We start from the raw sequence: 14,767 nt of genomic DNA, 5'->3' as shown, positions 1-14,767 counted from the left end.
TAATTTTAGCAGTGCTCCGAATTTTAACTACCTATAGTAATCTACTATTCGTCTATACTTGGTATTAGGTTAACCGAAATATGAATTTTAGATGAGTCTTGCTAAGTACTTTTGAACTATCTAGAACAAAAAATACATTTTATCATGAAAATTTTAGCAATAGATGATCAACAATTAGTATTGCTTCCTTTACAAAAAGGGTTAGAAGAGTTAGGCTACGAAGTAAAAATAGAAACTGATGCTTTTATAGCAATTGGACATTATAACTCTTTCAATCCAGATTTAGTAATTGTTGACATAAATATGCGAACAGTTTCAGGTTTAGATGTTATAAAACATATAAGAAACACAAAAAACTCTCAAACACCAATAATGGTTTTATCTGGTAACACAAAAGATGATACTATTACTGAAGCTTTTGATTTAGGTATTAATGACTATATGAAAAAACCATTAAGTCTTAATGAAATTTGTGCAAGAGTAAAGCGGTTAATTGGCGCTCCAGTAATGGAAAACGCTGTAAAAATTGAAAATAATGTAATGATTCAACAACGTTGTGTTGGGGTTGTTATTCCCTGCTACAATGAGGGAGAACGTTTATTAAGTGATAAGTTTTTAAGTTTTATAGATAAAAATTCGGGTTACTATTTATGTTTTGTAAACGATGGCAGTAAGGATAGGACTTTAGAAGTGCTTCGCGAATTACAAAAAGGAAGAGAAGATTTTATTACCGTTTACGACTGTGAAAAAAATGGAGGTAAAGCAGAAGCTGTTCGTTTAGGAATGCTTCATATGGCTGCTAAAGAAGGTTTAGATTATATAGGCTTTTTAGATGCTGATTTATCAACAGATCTAGCAGGTTTTGATGACTTAGTAAAAACAATTGAACATTCAGAATTTAAAATAGTGAGTGGTTCTAGAATTGCAAGAATGGGAGCAAACATTACTAAAGGGGCTGCAAGAAAGATAATAAGCCTTACAATTAACTTTATCATTAGAAAAATTTTATCAATGGATTTTAAAGACACACAATGCGGCGCTAAAATATTTCATAAAGACGTTATAAATATTGCTTTCAAAAAAAAGTTTGTGACAAAATGGATTTTTGATGTTGAAATTTTTAAAAGGATGACACAGTATTATGGTTTAAAAAAAGCAAAAAAAATGCTTTGTGAGCAACCTTTAAAAAGATGGATTCATGCCGATGGTTCAAAATTATCTATGAAAGATTCAGTAAAAATTATTGGCAAATTAGCACAAATAGCTTGGGTATATAGATCAAAAAAAACAAACATTAAATCATTTACAGCAAGCGAATTAAATGTTGTATAAAAATAAAATCGGTTAATAAAGAATGGGGATAGGCATCATCATATTTCACAATAATGAAAACGACATTAATAAAGATGTATTCAGTAAACTGATAAAAAATTCAAACTTAGTTTTCAAACTAAAATAATCGTAAAAACCCCAGTTAGTATCAACTGCAATAGGCATTAACATAAGTTTAAAAATGTTTGTTGCAGTTGTTTTTTTACAAGTATAATATAAAGACAAAGAAAATGATCGTATACCCAATTAAATTCAATCCTATATTTAAAGAAAAAATTTGGGGAGGAAATAAGTTAAGCAATGTTTTAGGAAAGGAAATTAACAAAAATAATGTTGGTGAAAGTTGGGAGATATCAGGTGTTGACGGCAACATATCAATAGTAAGCAATGGCTTTTACAAAGGGGAAAGTATTAAGGATTTAATCATACAACATGAAGCTCGTTTTGTAGGAGCTCATAATTTTGAATACTATGGATATAATTTTCCATTACTTATAAAATTTTTGGATGCTAAAACCGATTTATCTGTTCAAGTACACCCAGACAATGATATGGCAAAAAAGTATCATAACAGTTTTGGTAAAACCGAAATGTGGTACATTATGGATAGTGATGAAAATGCAAACATTGTGTTAGGCTTAAAAGATGAAAATACCAATTTCGAGATTCTTAACAATATCACTTCTCAAAATGTTTACACAATTTTCAATACGGAAAAAGTTAAAAAAGGAGATAGTTTTTTTATACCTGCTGGTAAAATTCATGCTATTGGTGCAGGTGTGTTAGCGGCAGAAATTCAACAAACCTCAGACATTACTTATCGCGTTTATGATTGGGATAGAATCGATACTAGTGGCGAAAAAAGAGACTTACATACAAAATTAGCAGAACAAGCAACAAAACGATTTGATTCTAATGGAAAATCACAAATTAAAACTCAATCTAATAATAGAGTTAACTTAGTTAATTGCGATTATTTTACGACCAATATCTTAGAGATAAACGAGGAACAAATTAAGGATTATAGAAACTTAGATTCATTTGTTGTTTTTATGTGTGTTGAAGGTTCTGTGGATATTACAGCTGGAAACTATTCAGAAAATTTAAAAATGGGAGAAACCATTTTGCTTCCAGCAATAACAGAAGAAATAAAATTTAATTCTGCAGATGGAAAGTTATTAGAAATATTTTGAATTAAACTTTTAACAGCTCTTTATTTTAGATGTTATGATAATATTTTCTTGTGCTTATAATTAAGGGTGCAAATGTTATTAAATTTTTCTTATTACCATTTTCAGGCTTCACCAATAATTTACACTCACCGTCTTCGATAACAAAAAACTCTCTATACTTACGCTTTATTTTTATATATCTAACACCTATGAAATCTAGTATTGACTTGCTACCTACAAGTAATTCTCCTTCTACATGAATTTTTTTTATTTCGCTAATTTTGACGAGCCTAGATTTATCAAGATATTCTTTTTTTAATTTTTTGTAACCAATTCCCATAAAGGAGGCTTTCGGTTTATAATCTTCTATAAAATACCTTAACGATTCTTTCTCAACAGAAAGCTGAGAGCTTTCCATTACTAATTGATCCCCATTTTTCATCTCTATAACACCATATTGGCTATACCCGTTAAAACTTAGAAATATCATGAATAGTGATACATATACTTGAATTGTTTTTCTCATGTTTAATTGCTTTCTATTAGTTATATACGTCATAAAGGTACCGTTTACCGGCTAATATTCCTAGATAACAGTATCTTTTGTGTGTTATTATCGGGTTTTGCTAAGTACCTTTTCGCATTACCTTTTCTAAGGTCTCTAACTGTGCTCGCAATAATTTATTTTCATCACTTAACCTTTCTATTTCTTCTTCTTTTGTGGTGTCGACAAGCGCATCACTGCTAAAATGGGCGGGGAGTTCTGCTGCGAAATCGCTAAAAAAGTTGTGTTGTAGTGCATGCGAAATATCCCAAAGTAACTGTACCTGTATTGTAGGTCGTCTCAAATGATATTCAATCGTAGGAGCACTTCGCCTTAAATAGCGGGCTAAAGCACTTTTAAATATATTATTATTTTTAATATACCTTGTTAAAAGCTTCCCTGTATGAAGGGACGTATTTTTAGTTTTATGTGTTGATTTCATAATGTTTGTTTTATTAGACACTTATCTAATTGTATTAGGTGTGTCTCTAATTGTATTCAGTACTTATCTAATTGTATTAGACGTATCTCTAATAGTATTCAGTACTTATCTAATAGTATTCAGTACTTATCTAATTGTATTAGATGTATCTCTAATTGTATTCAGTGCCTATCTAATTGAATTAAACTAGCGCTGAATTGTATTAGATACCTATATAATGGTTCTAAAAAAAAGGGCATGGAAATGCCCGCCTTCCTCAGTTTTAACTTACTGATTTGGGAGTTCTTCTTGGTTTCGGCCTCCTTGCCCATTAAACCGTTCACTCAATCGCTCATAGCTTTCTTTGGCGCCTGGAATCCCTGCTTGGTTGGCGGCATCGTAGCTTTTGTAGACAGATAAAGCAAAACTATAGGCTTCGTGCCCCGCAATGCGTTTTAAGTCGGTTATTTTACGAACGGCATTGCCCATTCTGCTTTCCAAGATGTCTAATTGCTCGAACAAATAGAAGTCATTTTTTAAAAGTGCTACGTTTAAATAGGGTGGAAGGATAGTCGCTCCATTGTTTTCCATCTCAATCATTACATCTTCGGTAAAGACTTTGTTTTGTACATTAATGGCTCTAAAGCTGTCGCGTTGTGCATCGTCAAGCGAGCCTTCAGGCAATTCAGTTTCGAGGTTGCTAATAGCCGCCAACGCATTGGTCATGGCTGTTTCATCTAGAATACGGTTGATTCTGTTTTCAGTTAAATTTGACATATATTTAGTTTAAAAATTAAAATTCATTATTTTTAAACTAGGGAGTTTTTAGCAGGGGGTGCTATAGAAAGGAATTATAAATATAGTAAAAATATAATAACTCTACAAAAATATATTCTTTAAATCTCTAGTTGTTAGGTATATGTGGGTTCTTGTTAGGTATCAGGATGATAAAAAAAATATAGTAGAATCGAAGGGTGGTTTTAAAAAACGTTTTAAAAAGCTTTAAGTTCAGCATAAAAAAAATCCCCAATCAAATTGGGGATTTTAAAAAAATAATGATAATACAAGGTAAGCTTTAAGTCTTACTGTCTTGTATACGTATATGTGTATTCATCACTTCCATCCGCATCTTTAAGGGTAAGCGTCGTATCATTAAGGGTTAGTATTTCGGTAGTATAGGTTTCATTTTCAACCGTAACACTTATTATATTTCCATCTACTGAATATGTTTGAGTAGATGATTCAGTCATAGCACATTCATCACCATAATATAGCGTAGAGGTTATTTGCGTACTAGTAAAAACCGCGCTGGATAATAAATCGCATTCATCCAATTCTTCATTTTCTCCGTTAAAGGTACTTGAAGTCTGTAGCCAACTGCCAATTAATGAAGATGAAGTTGTAGAGCTGCTATCTCCATCATCATCACTACTACAAGAAGTAAATACTAGTAAAAGACATAAGATAAGCGCTGAAGGTAATTTAATGTAATTCATGGTTTTAAGTTTTAAGTTTTTGTTAATCACAAATAACTTAATTATTTTATAAATCTCAAGCCTTTTTCTTTATAAAAATAAACCATAAAATCTGAGTCTAATACCAATTGCATTCCCTGCTTGTTTTCCTGCACTGTAAATTATCGCATCCATAAGCAATCAATACTATCTGTAATTATATGAAGTACAAGTCCGACAGCGATAATTCTGCTCTTTTTAAAATATGCCAACAATACATACACTGCAATTGCCCAATAACTATGTAATGGATGAAAATTTATACTGCAACGCGTAGCAGAAAAGATAGGGTCTGCCAAAAGATGATCTAAGTCGATTAGCATTGTAGCAAGCATCTATGGCTTTATGCTTTGGCTTTTTCTAAATAATTCTAAAATAAAATGCCCTTTACGGAAAAATCATAAAGGGCATTCAGTTTGGAACAAAGAAAAGTATGACTAATTAAAATCTATTGTACCGTTACGTTAAAGGTTGCTGCAATATCTGTTTCTCCTCCTGCATCCCCTAAACCAGTATTTGGTTTAGTAGGTTCGTGGCGAAGTGTAACCGTTAATGTGCCTGAACTCACTGCGCCCGTTGTAAGCGTTAACTCTGTTCCCAAGTTATTTCCATCGCTATCAAAGTTGCTATAGGCGGTTGTAATGTCTAATCCACCACCAATCGTATAGAAAAATTGGTGTTCCAAACTTTCTTCTTCTACCTCTTCGGTAATATTTTCTGATGGATTCACAGTTTCGTTAAGTAGTAAAATAGTACCGTTATAGGTAACACCTGCGGTCAAAGCGCCCGAAACTGTTACAACGGGTGCGTTCGGACCATCTCCATCTAAATCACGAGTCTGTAAGGTAATGGGCGTTATGCCTCCATTGGGTACAAGGGTTAACGTTAAAGTGGTAATTACTTCTTCTTCGTTTACCGCTTCTGGGGTATCATCGTCACTTGAACATGATACAAATAATAATGTTGCAAAAATTGCAATTGCTAAAAATTTTACTTTTTTCATTTGTTTTTGTTTTAAAAAATTAATAATTGAGTTTGAGATTTAATAAAAAGTTTCTGCCTAAGTCGTCTGCATAATAGCGCAGACGGTTTAGGTAGTTTCTGTAGGAAGTATTTAATAAATTGGTGATTCCAAAACCTACTGTGACTGTTGATTTTTGAGAGGCTTTGAAATCAATGCTCGAATTAAAGTTGAGCAAATGGTATGCATCAGGCGGTGTGCTCAGGTCAATAATTTCTGTTGTTTCAGTCTCTGGGATAAACACTTCAAAATTATTGTTGGGAAATTCATTTTGGCGAAATACATATTCGCTCTGCAATGCCAACCTTAGGTTTTTGAATTCTGGATTTTGATATACAATTTCATTATTTGTATTTACGGGTGGCATACTTATCAAAGGTTCGTCTCTTGAACGGTCGTAACCTTTGACGAGTGAAAACTGATGATTAAAACGGAAATTTTTTGTAAAGGTATACGAAGCATCAAAGTCCACTCCCAACAATTGCGCATCGGACTGTCTGTATTCCCAAACTTGAAAATTGCCCCGTATTGTTTGCTGGATTTCTGTAGGTTCAATAATTATAAAGTCCTTAATAGTGTTTATGAAAGGACTTATTGAATAGCTGAAATTTTTATTTTCTCGCTGAAAAGTTAGCGATACTTTATGTCCAACCTCTGAATTGAAACGTAAATCGCCTAGTTCTATACGAGAAGCAGAATGGTGCAAGCCTTCGCTGAAAAGCTCGGAAGGATTGGGCGCACGGGATGCCAATGAATAATTGAAAAATAATTTATACTCCTCGCCAAAAGAATATGTAGCTCCTAAAGTTGCCGAAGCGTTATAAATATTCAGTTGTGGATTGGTCAAAATCTGATTATCAAATTCCTCCACTACGATTTCGGGGAAGAGTTCATCATAATTGCGTGATTCCCAAAAAGAGGTGCGATAGAATTTAAAAACCTCCATATATGTATAATCAAATCTCCCACCTGCTTCCAAAAGCAGGTTGTCATTCAATCGGTAATCCGTTATGGCATAAACTCCCAAATCGTATTTGTCATAATCGGGTATCAACCTACGCACACCAGTATTAGGGTTTGCAAAGTTATTTTGATATCGTACCATTAAACCAGTCTTTAGATTTATTGCATCAGTCAAATGGGAATCCAAATCCAACATCAGCGTATGCGTGTCCAGTTTCAAATCTAACGAGGCATTATCCTTATCTGCACCTCGCCTGATATCGAATTCCAAGCGGTTGTTACGCTGAAAGTCATATTGCAGGCTCAATCTCCCAAAGTCATCAAACCTTTTGAAGCCTTTTATTCGGCTTAAATGGTGTGTAACATCTTGTCTTGGGGAGTTAATTTGATATGTAAAATCATTGATGATTAGTGGTCTGTCGCTATTTATTGCCCGAATTTGGTCTTGTGCACCGCCCAAATGGGATGCTCTTAAAATCCCGATTTCATTTTTAAAAAGTGAATAATAAGCCTCGATGCCATAATTGAAACGATTAAGTCCAAGGTGCAAAGAAGCGTTGCGTTCAAAAATCCCTGTATTGCTTAATACATAATCTGGTGTTTCAAAATCGCCAAAGCGTTTTAATGTTCCTTGCACGTTTGCATACCAGCCACTTTGATAGCTTTTTGTAAATTGGGAAGTCAGGGAAGTACCTCGACCATTGCTTGCTCCTGTAAATAAGGTTTTTCCGTAAAGGCTGTCTTTAACGGGAACTTTTGAAGCTTCAACTACAATGACACCACCCACAGCATCACCACTGTACTGTAATGCGCCTGCGCCTTTTATCAAGGTAAGGTTGCCTGCGGAATTGATATCAATATTTGGGGCGTGTTCTGCTCCCCATTCTTGGTCTTCCATCCGAACGCCATTATTTATAGTGACCACACGGCTACTATGAAGGCCATTAATCAAAGGTTTTACAACGGTATTTCCAGTATTGAGGGAAGAAACTCCGCTCAAACTGTTGAGGGCATCGCCGAGCGTACCGCTACTAAAACGTTCCAATTCTTCCTTTGAGATCGTGTTTTCAAGAATTGTTTTGGACTTGTTACTGTAGGCTTTTCCTGCGATAGTAATTTCGTTAAGTTCTTCCAAATGGTGTTCCAACTTAAAAGTCTTGGTCGTGTTACCTAGTATTTTAATTGTGAAACCTTTGGTCAAGCAGAATGGGTGTGATACCTGTATGGTATAGGTGTCATTACAAAGATTTGAAATGATAAAATTTCCATAGAGGTCTGTCTGCACAGCTTGTTCAGAACCTGCAACAATAAGTGTTGCCCCTGCAAGTAAAGACCCATCGTGAAGGTCCGTTACCCTACCGAAAAATGTGTTGTCACAATTTTGTGATATAGACAAAACACTGCTTAATAACAGCATCAATAATATATACGTACGCATATAAACTCTTAATTAACATAATAATAAATATATTTTTGTTTATTAAGAAAGAATAGGAGGCGCGCGCAGCTGTGTATTGTTTATTTTAAAGGAATGATATTGTAAGGAAGCAAAGTTTGCTTCAATCTTTACGGGAATTTTTGGTAGTAATAATTCAGAGTATTCGGCTATATCGTAGTTGAAAGATGCCAAATGAAAACTACAAATCTCACACTTTACAACGGATTTATGTATATGTGTAGTCTGTTCTGAGCAAGCAATGTGTTCGTGCCCTTCAAACAGATGAATAAACGGAATGGCAGAGGGCAACATTAAAGCTACAAAGAGCAATAATGCGGCTATATTTTTGCCAATTTGTTTTTTATAATCCATTTTTTTGTTGTGCCGTAAACGCGAAAGTAAAGAATTATTGTTGAATAAAAGCAAAAATATTTTAAGAATAAATGTGAAATAGATTTTTTGTCCCTTGGTTTCGGTTTATTTTGATGATGTGAGCGTTGGTAAAAAAAAATAGCTCTTTTATTTTTTGATGAGTTGGCTTTTTGGGATGTAAAAAAATAAATATACTGTTTGCGTGGTAGCGTTTTTTAGTGTGGGTTTTTATTGGTGCCTCGGATTTTTTTTTCAGCTTGTGGCTAACGGTTTGTATATGGTTTGTTGCGTGGTTAAGCAACTAATTTAGTAAACAAATACGAGCCAGAGAAAATTCCGAAGGAATTTTCCAAATAAGCACTTGCCAAAGCAATTAATTATACACGTTGTTGTGCTTTCGTTTTTTTACTTCAATACATAACACAATTGATTTAGTAAAAACCATGCCTAAATAGGTCATTCGTCGCAAAAAATATATAACAGTTCTTTTTGGCTATACTTTTGGACTTTAATTTAAAACTATATACTTATGAGGATGCCTTTTACTGAATTTATTACTAATGGAGACCTGAAATTTATTATTGTCTTTATTGTTTTTGGTGCTGTTGCCATTTACAATTTTATAAAAAAAATTCAAGCGAGGAATAAAACAGAAAACCAATCCCTAATTAAATATTATAACTCCAAAATTAATAGCGCCGCATTTTGGATATTAATATCTAGTTTGCTGTCATTACTTTTAGGGTTAATCCATAGTTTCTATTTTATTGGAAGAGCTGGAGGTATTGCGCCTAACTTAATTTTCCAAGGTGTTTCTTACGTCTTAATAACTCCTGTTTTAGGTGTTTGCCTTTTTATGATTTGTAAAATTTTTAAAGGCATAATGAATTTAAAAATATCTAAAACATAAAATAATGAAACGATTTATTTTTATAGTTTTTTTTGTATTACTGAGTAACATTTGTTCTGCACAAAATTTTGTTTCTGAAGGAGATAAGTTACGCCAAGGAGGAAATTTGAAAGAAGCTATTGAGGCTTACAAAACTGATTTTCATAAGTCGTCAAAGAATTGGAAGAATACTTATAATCTAGCTTGTGCTTATGCATTAACATTTCAAAAAGATAGTGCCTATCATTATTTAAACATAGCTTTAAAAGACGATACGTCGCTTTGGGCTTTAGCAGATGCAGATTTATATGCTTTAATAGATGATCCACGTTGGTTCGATATAGAAAGAAGACAACTCAACCGTTTTCAGAAACATAATGGGCAACTTGAACAGCCAGAATATGCACTTAAATTACTCAATGTCATTTTAAAAGATCAAGCTTTAGATTATTATATAGATCAGGCAAAGAGTTATTATATCAAAAATGGAAACCTGCCTCAATGGTATTATCCTTTAGGTTCCTATAAACAGGAAATCTATAAAAATGAATACGATAAAATGTTACGACTCATAGATCAGTATGGTTGGCCAAAATATTCTAAAGTCGGTAAATTGGCTGCTGATGCACCATTATTGGTTATAAATCATCACGAAAGTGATTCTGTACGGAAAAAGCATTTAGCCCAAATAAAACAGGCTTGCATGGAAAAAGAAGGCAGCTGCATGGAATTTGCAAAAATACAAGATCGAATTCTTGTAAATGAAAACAAGCCTCAAATTTACGGAATGCAGTTTCGCTATAATTCTGAACGAAATTTAGAACCATTTCCTATAATTGATCCAGATTATGTAGATCAACGTCGAAATGAAATAGGATTAGAACCATTAAAAGACTATTTAAAAAGAAAAATAAATTTTGAATGGACAATTATTCAAAAAGAGTAGAAAGGATTAAGAACACGTCCAAATCTGGAATTTAGTTAAAATGAAGCACAACGTCTAGTATATGAAACGTAGCGTATTAAATATACAATAATTTCCGAATTAGCACTTAGCCAAATCTTTGTTTTTGTATTTATTTTTTCTTTTTTAAATGCCAAATCAAAGATTTGGCGGACTTAGTAAATACACCCAAGCCATTGGTTTAAGCACTTATTAGCTATGTTTTATATACATTGTTGTGGTGCGTTTTTATTCCACTCCAATTATATTACTCCTGCGTTCCAATAGGATTGTATTTCGCCAAACTCCGTTCATTTTTCCGATTTTTTCTCGATAACCAACTTTCCGAAACCCAAGTCTTTCGTGGATGATTAGACTTCCTTTGTTTTCGGGGAAAATTCCAGCTTGTAAAGTCCAAATTTCATTGTTTTCACTTTCCGTTATTAATCTTCCCAATAATTCTGTTCCAATTTTCTGTCCCGAAAATTTTGTTGAAACATATACGCTTACTTCCGCAACTCCTCCATAAACACATCGAGAAGAAACTGGTGACAATGCATACCAGCCTACAATTTTATTATTTATTTCTGCAATTAGCCTACATTCTTTTAGATGTCCATTATTCCACCCTTCCCAATTTGGTAGGTTTGATTCAAATGTCGCATTTCCAGTATCAAGTCCTTCTTGGTAAATTCCGGAAACCTGTTCCCAATCAGTTTCTTTTAAATTTCGAAATGTTAATTTTGCTTCCATTTTTTTAAAAGTTAGTCCGTTTTCTCAAATGCACCACAACGGTTTTGTATAAAAGTCAGTAACGGTTAAAGTTTACTTATGCTGTGGAGTTTATTAGCGCAAAGGCAAAAAGCAAACTTGAGTTACTAATTTTCAGATTACAATTTAGGTAAATTTATATGACTTTCATTCTCAAATTCAATAAAGCCGTTATTGTTTTTATACTTTGTTAGCCTTTCGTTATTTATTGTTCCAGTTGATAAATATTCAATAAAGGATTTAAAAAATTGGCGTTTATTATTTTGTTAAATATTTAACTATCTTTAATACAAATAATTATTGCCAAGCCAAAGGATGATTGGTTTTAAATTGGGCTGTCTCAAACTATTACTTTTTTCATGTTTATTCTAAATTATTTATTATGAATTATATACTATCCTCTGTTTGTGTTGTTTTAATCTGTGCTAATGTTTGTTCGCAGTCACCTCAAGTAATTGAGACAAGTCCTGTTTCTCAATCGATGATATCGCCTCCAAATAATACGATTGATATAATATTCGATCAGTCTATTAATGAGTCAACAGTATCTCCAAATACTTTCTTGGTTTTCGGGAGATGGTCCGGACCTATGGAAGGTGTTTTTAGCTTTGATACTAGTTCAACTAAGATTAAGTTTACACCTATTCGAGATTTTTTCTATGGAGAATGGATTACTGTGAGATTAACAAGTGGAATTCAGAATACGAACGGTATACCACTTGCAAATGGCTATGGTTTTAACTATTGGACAAAATCCTTACCCGCTTCGTTAGATCTGGTATTCGGGGAGCAAATCAATATGAGATTACCTGGGGAAGGAGCAATAACACTTTATGGAGCCTATGCCGGAGACATCAATAATGATGAGTTTTCAGATCTGGTTGTCATTACTGAAGATTCGGACGATATACGGGTCTTATTCAATGATGGTTCAAATAGTTTTGAACCATTCATAATTATTGAAATGCCCAATGGTCAAGGGCCTAGTACTAATGAAGGAGCTGATTTTAATCATGATGGCTTAATCGATATGGCCATTGGTAGTACTTATTCTGATAATGTGAGCGTTTTGATGGGGAACGTCACAACTATTTTTGACGAAGAAGTAAACTATCAAACTGGGATGGGCGTCCGAGGGCTTGCGATTGCAGATTTTAACGGTGATGGATGGGATGATATTGCTACAGCCAACCGCGCCGCCAGTACAATTTCAATACTCATTAATGATGGAACAGGAGTATTTGAGCCGCCAGTAAATATTGATACAGGATTTGATGGTGAAACTTCGATAGCAGCTACAGACATTAATGATGATGGATTTGTAGACCTTCTTGTAGCAATTCATAACAGTAATAGTTTGGTGAGTCTATTGAATGATGGAACTGGAAATTTTGAAGTATTCGATTCGGTCTCCGTGGGTGCTGGCCCATGGATGATGACGATTGGAGATGTAAACGGTGATGGTTTTGTGGATGTAGCTACTTCAAATAGGTTTACCGACAACGTTTCAATAGTTAGGACCGATGGTTTTGGAGGTTTGGAACTTAATTCGAGCTATTTCGTAGGGGATTTTCCTGCAGCCATTGATCTGGGTGATATTGATGGTGATGGCGATCTGGATTTTATTTCAAGTGTTGTTGGTGAATCCCATTATGTACTGATGGAGAATGACGGTTCTGGATCTTTTGTGAATCCAAGAATTTATCCTTCTCCCGCAGGAGGGGGAGCTGCCTGTGCTACCATACACGATCGCAATAATGATGGAGCTATGGATATTTCGTTGGTGGATGAAGCGGTTGATGTTGTTATACTTTATAATAACACTCTTATACTTGCAAATGACGAACAGATAGCAGATATGGGATTGACACTTTATCCAAATCCGTTTAACAATATCATTTACGTGGGTGACTCCGTTATGGGTTTAGTGAAATTGGAGTTGTATGATGTTCAGGGCAGGCAAGTACTGACTCAATACATGGGGACATCGAAAAAATTTAATATTGGTGAAATAAGATTATCGGAGGGTATCTACATTGCCAAACTATTCCACAATGGTAATTCTCAATCGATCAAAATGTATAAAAAGTCTCAAAATTGATTGCATATTCATTAAAATTTATTCCGATTTAAATACTTTCATATTTTTTAAATTTATTTTCAGACAGCATTTTTTTGTCTAATTTTTTGAAAGAATTTAATCATAGGCTTGTTGGTTGTTTATAATGAAGGCTAACGTTTAGTATAAGAAACGTAGGGCAATAAATAAGCACTATCGTTTCAATTTATTACTTAGCTAAATATAAATATTTTGCTTTTATTTTTCTGCTATAAAAGCCAAATTTAAAAATTTGGCGGTCTTAGTAAATAAGCACAAACCTTTTGGTTTAGCACTTATTAGCTATGTTTTATACACGGTGTTATAGCCCGTTTTTAATCCAACTCACAACAGCTTCTAAATTCTCTGTTTCAAATGCTGCCGAATGTCCTCCTTTTTTAATCGTCATTAATTGTTTATTAGTCGAAATTGAATTTTTAAATAATTTCAATCCCATTTTATAAGGAAGGTCTTCATCATCCTTAGCATGAAGTATCAATAAATCATTGGAATATTGTTTTACTTTTTCAATATTACTTATATGCAATAAATAATCTGGAGCTGTTAAATCAATAAATGGTCTTAATATAAACTTACCTCCACTAAGAAATTGTTTCTTATAATGCTTTAATATATCAGAAACATCTGATACTGGAGATAAAAGAATTAGCTTATCCGGTCGCTTAATAACTGCTAAATCAGCTGCAAATGTTGAACCTAAAGAATAACCTATTATAATCAAATCATCATCATTGTCTTCAATATCAAGTTTGTCGAACATTTCTAAATTATCTATAAACTGAGTTTTAAAAGATGATTTCCCATCACTATACCCATACCCGCGATAATTCCATGAAATAATTCTAGATTTTGTTTTTATTGATAGTGTCATTAAATATTCTGCATAGGATGTGTGTCTAGATGAATTCCCAATAAAAAAAACTATTGTTTTGTCATATTCAACTGGAGAATACTCAAAATATTCAAAGGTCGTAATATCATTAACTGTAACATAATCTCTCTTTAAAACGATTGTGTCGCTTTTAATTATTTCAGTCCTGCTTGAATCTATAATACTTGCTGATATGTTTAACCATTTTTGTTGATAGTTGGTATTATAAGTTTCTAAATCGATACTATCTTGACCGATATCGTATGGTGTTGCTCTAAATGCACTACGTTCAGCAATCCTATATGTTTTGATTGCGCAAGAGTGAATCAATATTACTACAAGTGGTATTGTTATAAATCTAATTAGTTTCATTAATTTCTAATTTGTTTCTTTTGTA

At 33.4% G+C, this 14,767-nt stretch carries 15 protein-coding genes; 5 read left to right on the top strand and 10 right to left on the bottom strand.

Features of this window, described 5'->3' with window-relative positions; translation table 11 throughout:
* Window positions 1-144: 144 nt before the first annotated feature.
* Together ABXT64_RS02350 and ABXT64_RS02345 are read left to right on the top strand one after the other, a co-directional pair.
* On the top strand, window positions 145-1,332 hold the full coding sequence (locus ABXT64_RS02350) for a response regulator (protein WP_443633782.1): 1,188 nt from the start codon (window positions 145-147) through the stop codon (window positions 1,330-1,332).
* 230 nt (window positions 1,333-1,562) lie between these two features.
* A complete protein-coding gene (locus ABXT64_RS02345; RefSeq protein WP_443633781.1) occupies window positions 1,563-2,525 on the top strand; it encodes a type I phosphomannose isomerase catalytic subunit in 963 nt (320 codons plus the stop codon).
* Between the two features lie 25 nt (window positions 2,526-2,550).
* On the opposite strand, the gene ABXT64_RS02340 is transcribed toward ABXT64_RS02345, so the two are convergent.
* From ABXT64_RS02340 to ABXT64_RS02305, 8 genes are all read right to left on the bottom strand, one after another.
* Complete coding sequence (locus tag ABXT64_RS02340; protein WP_443633780.1) at window positions 2,551-3,030, bottom strand: hypothetical protein; 480 nt, start codon at window positions 3,028-3,030, stop codon at window positions 2,551-2,553.
* A gap of 100 nt (window positions 3,031-3,130) precedes the next feature.
* Window positions 3,131-3,490 carry a hypothetical protein gene (locus ABXT64_RS02335; RefSeq protein WP_443633779.1) on the bottom strand — a complete coding sequence of 120 codons (360 nt, stop codon included), beginning with the start codon at window positions 3,488-3,490 and terminating at the stop codon, window positions 3,131-3,133.
* Window positions 3,491-3,757: 267 nt separating this feature from the next.
* A complete protein-coding gene (locus ABXT64_RS02330; RefSeq protein ID WP_443633778.1) occupies window positions 3,758-4,246 on the bottom strand; it encodes a hypothetical protein in 489 nt (162 codons plus the stop codon).
* A 305-nt stretch (window positions 4,247-4,551) separates the two neighbouring features.
* Entirely contained in the window at window positions 4,552-4,965 is a 414-nt protein-coding gene (locus tag ABXT64_RS02325; RefSeq protein ID WP_443633777.1) for a lipocalin family protein, read from the bottom strand.
* Between the two features lie 140 nt (window positions 4,966-5,105).
* Entirely contained in the window at window positions 5,106-5,318 is a 213-nt protein-coding gene (locus tag ABXT64_RS02320; protein WP_415375645.1) for a DUF6122 family protein, read from the bottom strand.
* Window positions 5,319-5,431: 113 nt separating this feature from the next.
* Window positions 5,432-5,986, bottom strand: coding sequence for a type 1 periplasmic binding fold superfamily protein (locus ABXT64_RS02315; protein WP_443633776.1), 555 nt, complete (start codon window positions 5,984-5,986; stop codon window positions 5,432-5,434).
* A gap of 19 nt (window positions 5,987-6,005) precedes the next feature.
* Entirely contained in the window at window positions 6,006-8,405 is a 2,400-nt protein-coding gene (locus ABXT64_RS02310) for a TonB-dependent receptor (RefSeq protein ID WP_443633775.1), read from the bottom strand.
* A gap of 42 nt (window positions 8,406-8,447) precedes the next feature.
* Window positions 8,448-8,777, bottom strand: coding sequence for a hypothetical protein (locus ABXT64_RS02305; protein ID WP_443633774.1), 330 nt, complete (start codon window positions 8,775-8,777; stop codon window positions 8,448-8,450).
* A 529-nt stretch (window positions 8,778-9,306) separates the two neighbouring features.
* On the opposite strand from ABXT64_RS02305, the gene ABXT64_RS02300 reads away from it, so the two are divergent.
* Together ABXT64_RS02300 and ABXT64_RS02295 are read left to right on the top strand one after the other, a co-directional pair.
* On the top strand, window positions 9,307-9,687 hold the full coding sequence (locus tag ABXT64_RS02300) for a hypothetical protein (protein WP_443633773.1): 381 nt from the start codon (window positions 9,307-9,309) through the stop codon (window positions 9,685-9,687).
* Window positions 9,688-9,691: 4 nt separating this feature from the next.
* Window positions 9,692-10,612: a DUF6624 domain-containing protein gene (locus ABXT64_RS02295; RefSeq protein WP_443633772.1), complete on the top strand. Its 921-nt coding sequence runs from the start codon at window positions 9,692-9,694 to the stop codon at window positions 10,610-10,612.
* A gap of 246 nt (window positions 10,613-10,858) precedes the next feature.
* On the opposite strand, the gene ABXT64_RS02290 is transcribed toward ABXT64_RS02295, so the two are convergent.
* The gene (locus ABXT64_RS02290; protein WP_102087528.1) at window positions 10,859-11,362 is read right to left on the bottom strand and encodes a GNAT family N-acetyltransferase; all 504 of its coding nucleotides are present in this window, start codon (window positions 11,360-11,362) and stop codon (window positions 10,859-10,861) included.
* A gap of 400 nt (window positions 11,363-11,762) precedes the next feature.
* Here ABXT64_RS02290 and ABXT64_RS02285 point away from each other — a divergent pair, with 400 nt between their 5' ends.
* Complete coding sequence (locus ABXT64_RS02285) at window positions 11,763-13,481, top strand: FG-GAP-like repeat-containing protein (RefSeq protein ID WP_443633771.1); 1,719 nt, start codon at window positions 11,763-11,765, stop codon at window positions 13,479-13,481.
* A 319-nt stretch (window positions 13,482-13,800) separates the two neighbouring features.
* Here the strand turns inward: ABXT64_RS02285 and ABXT64_RS02280 are convergent, their stop codons facing one another.
* Complete coding sequence (locus tag ABXT64_RS02280) at window positions 13,801-14,742, bottom strand: alpha/beta hydrolase (RefSeq protein ID WP_443633770.1); 942 nt, start codon at window positions 14,740-14,742, stop codon at window positions 13,801-13,803.
* Window positions 14,743-14,767: the final 25 nt, after the last annotated feature.

Origin of the sequence: Candidatus Marifrigoribacter sp. Uisw_064 (assembly GCF_047730175.1) — a bacterium.
Classification (GTDB): domain Bacteria; phylum Bacteroidota; class Bacteroidia; order Flavobacteriales; family Flavobacteriaceae; genus Marifrigoribacter.
Note: the sequence above shows the minus strand (reverse complement) of the source record. Positions and strands in the feature narration are given on the sequence as shown.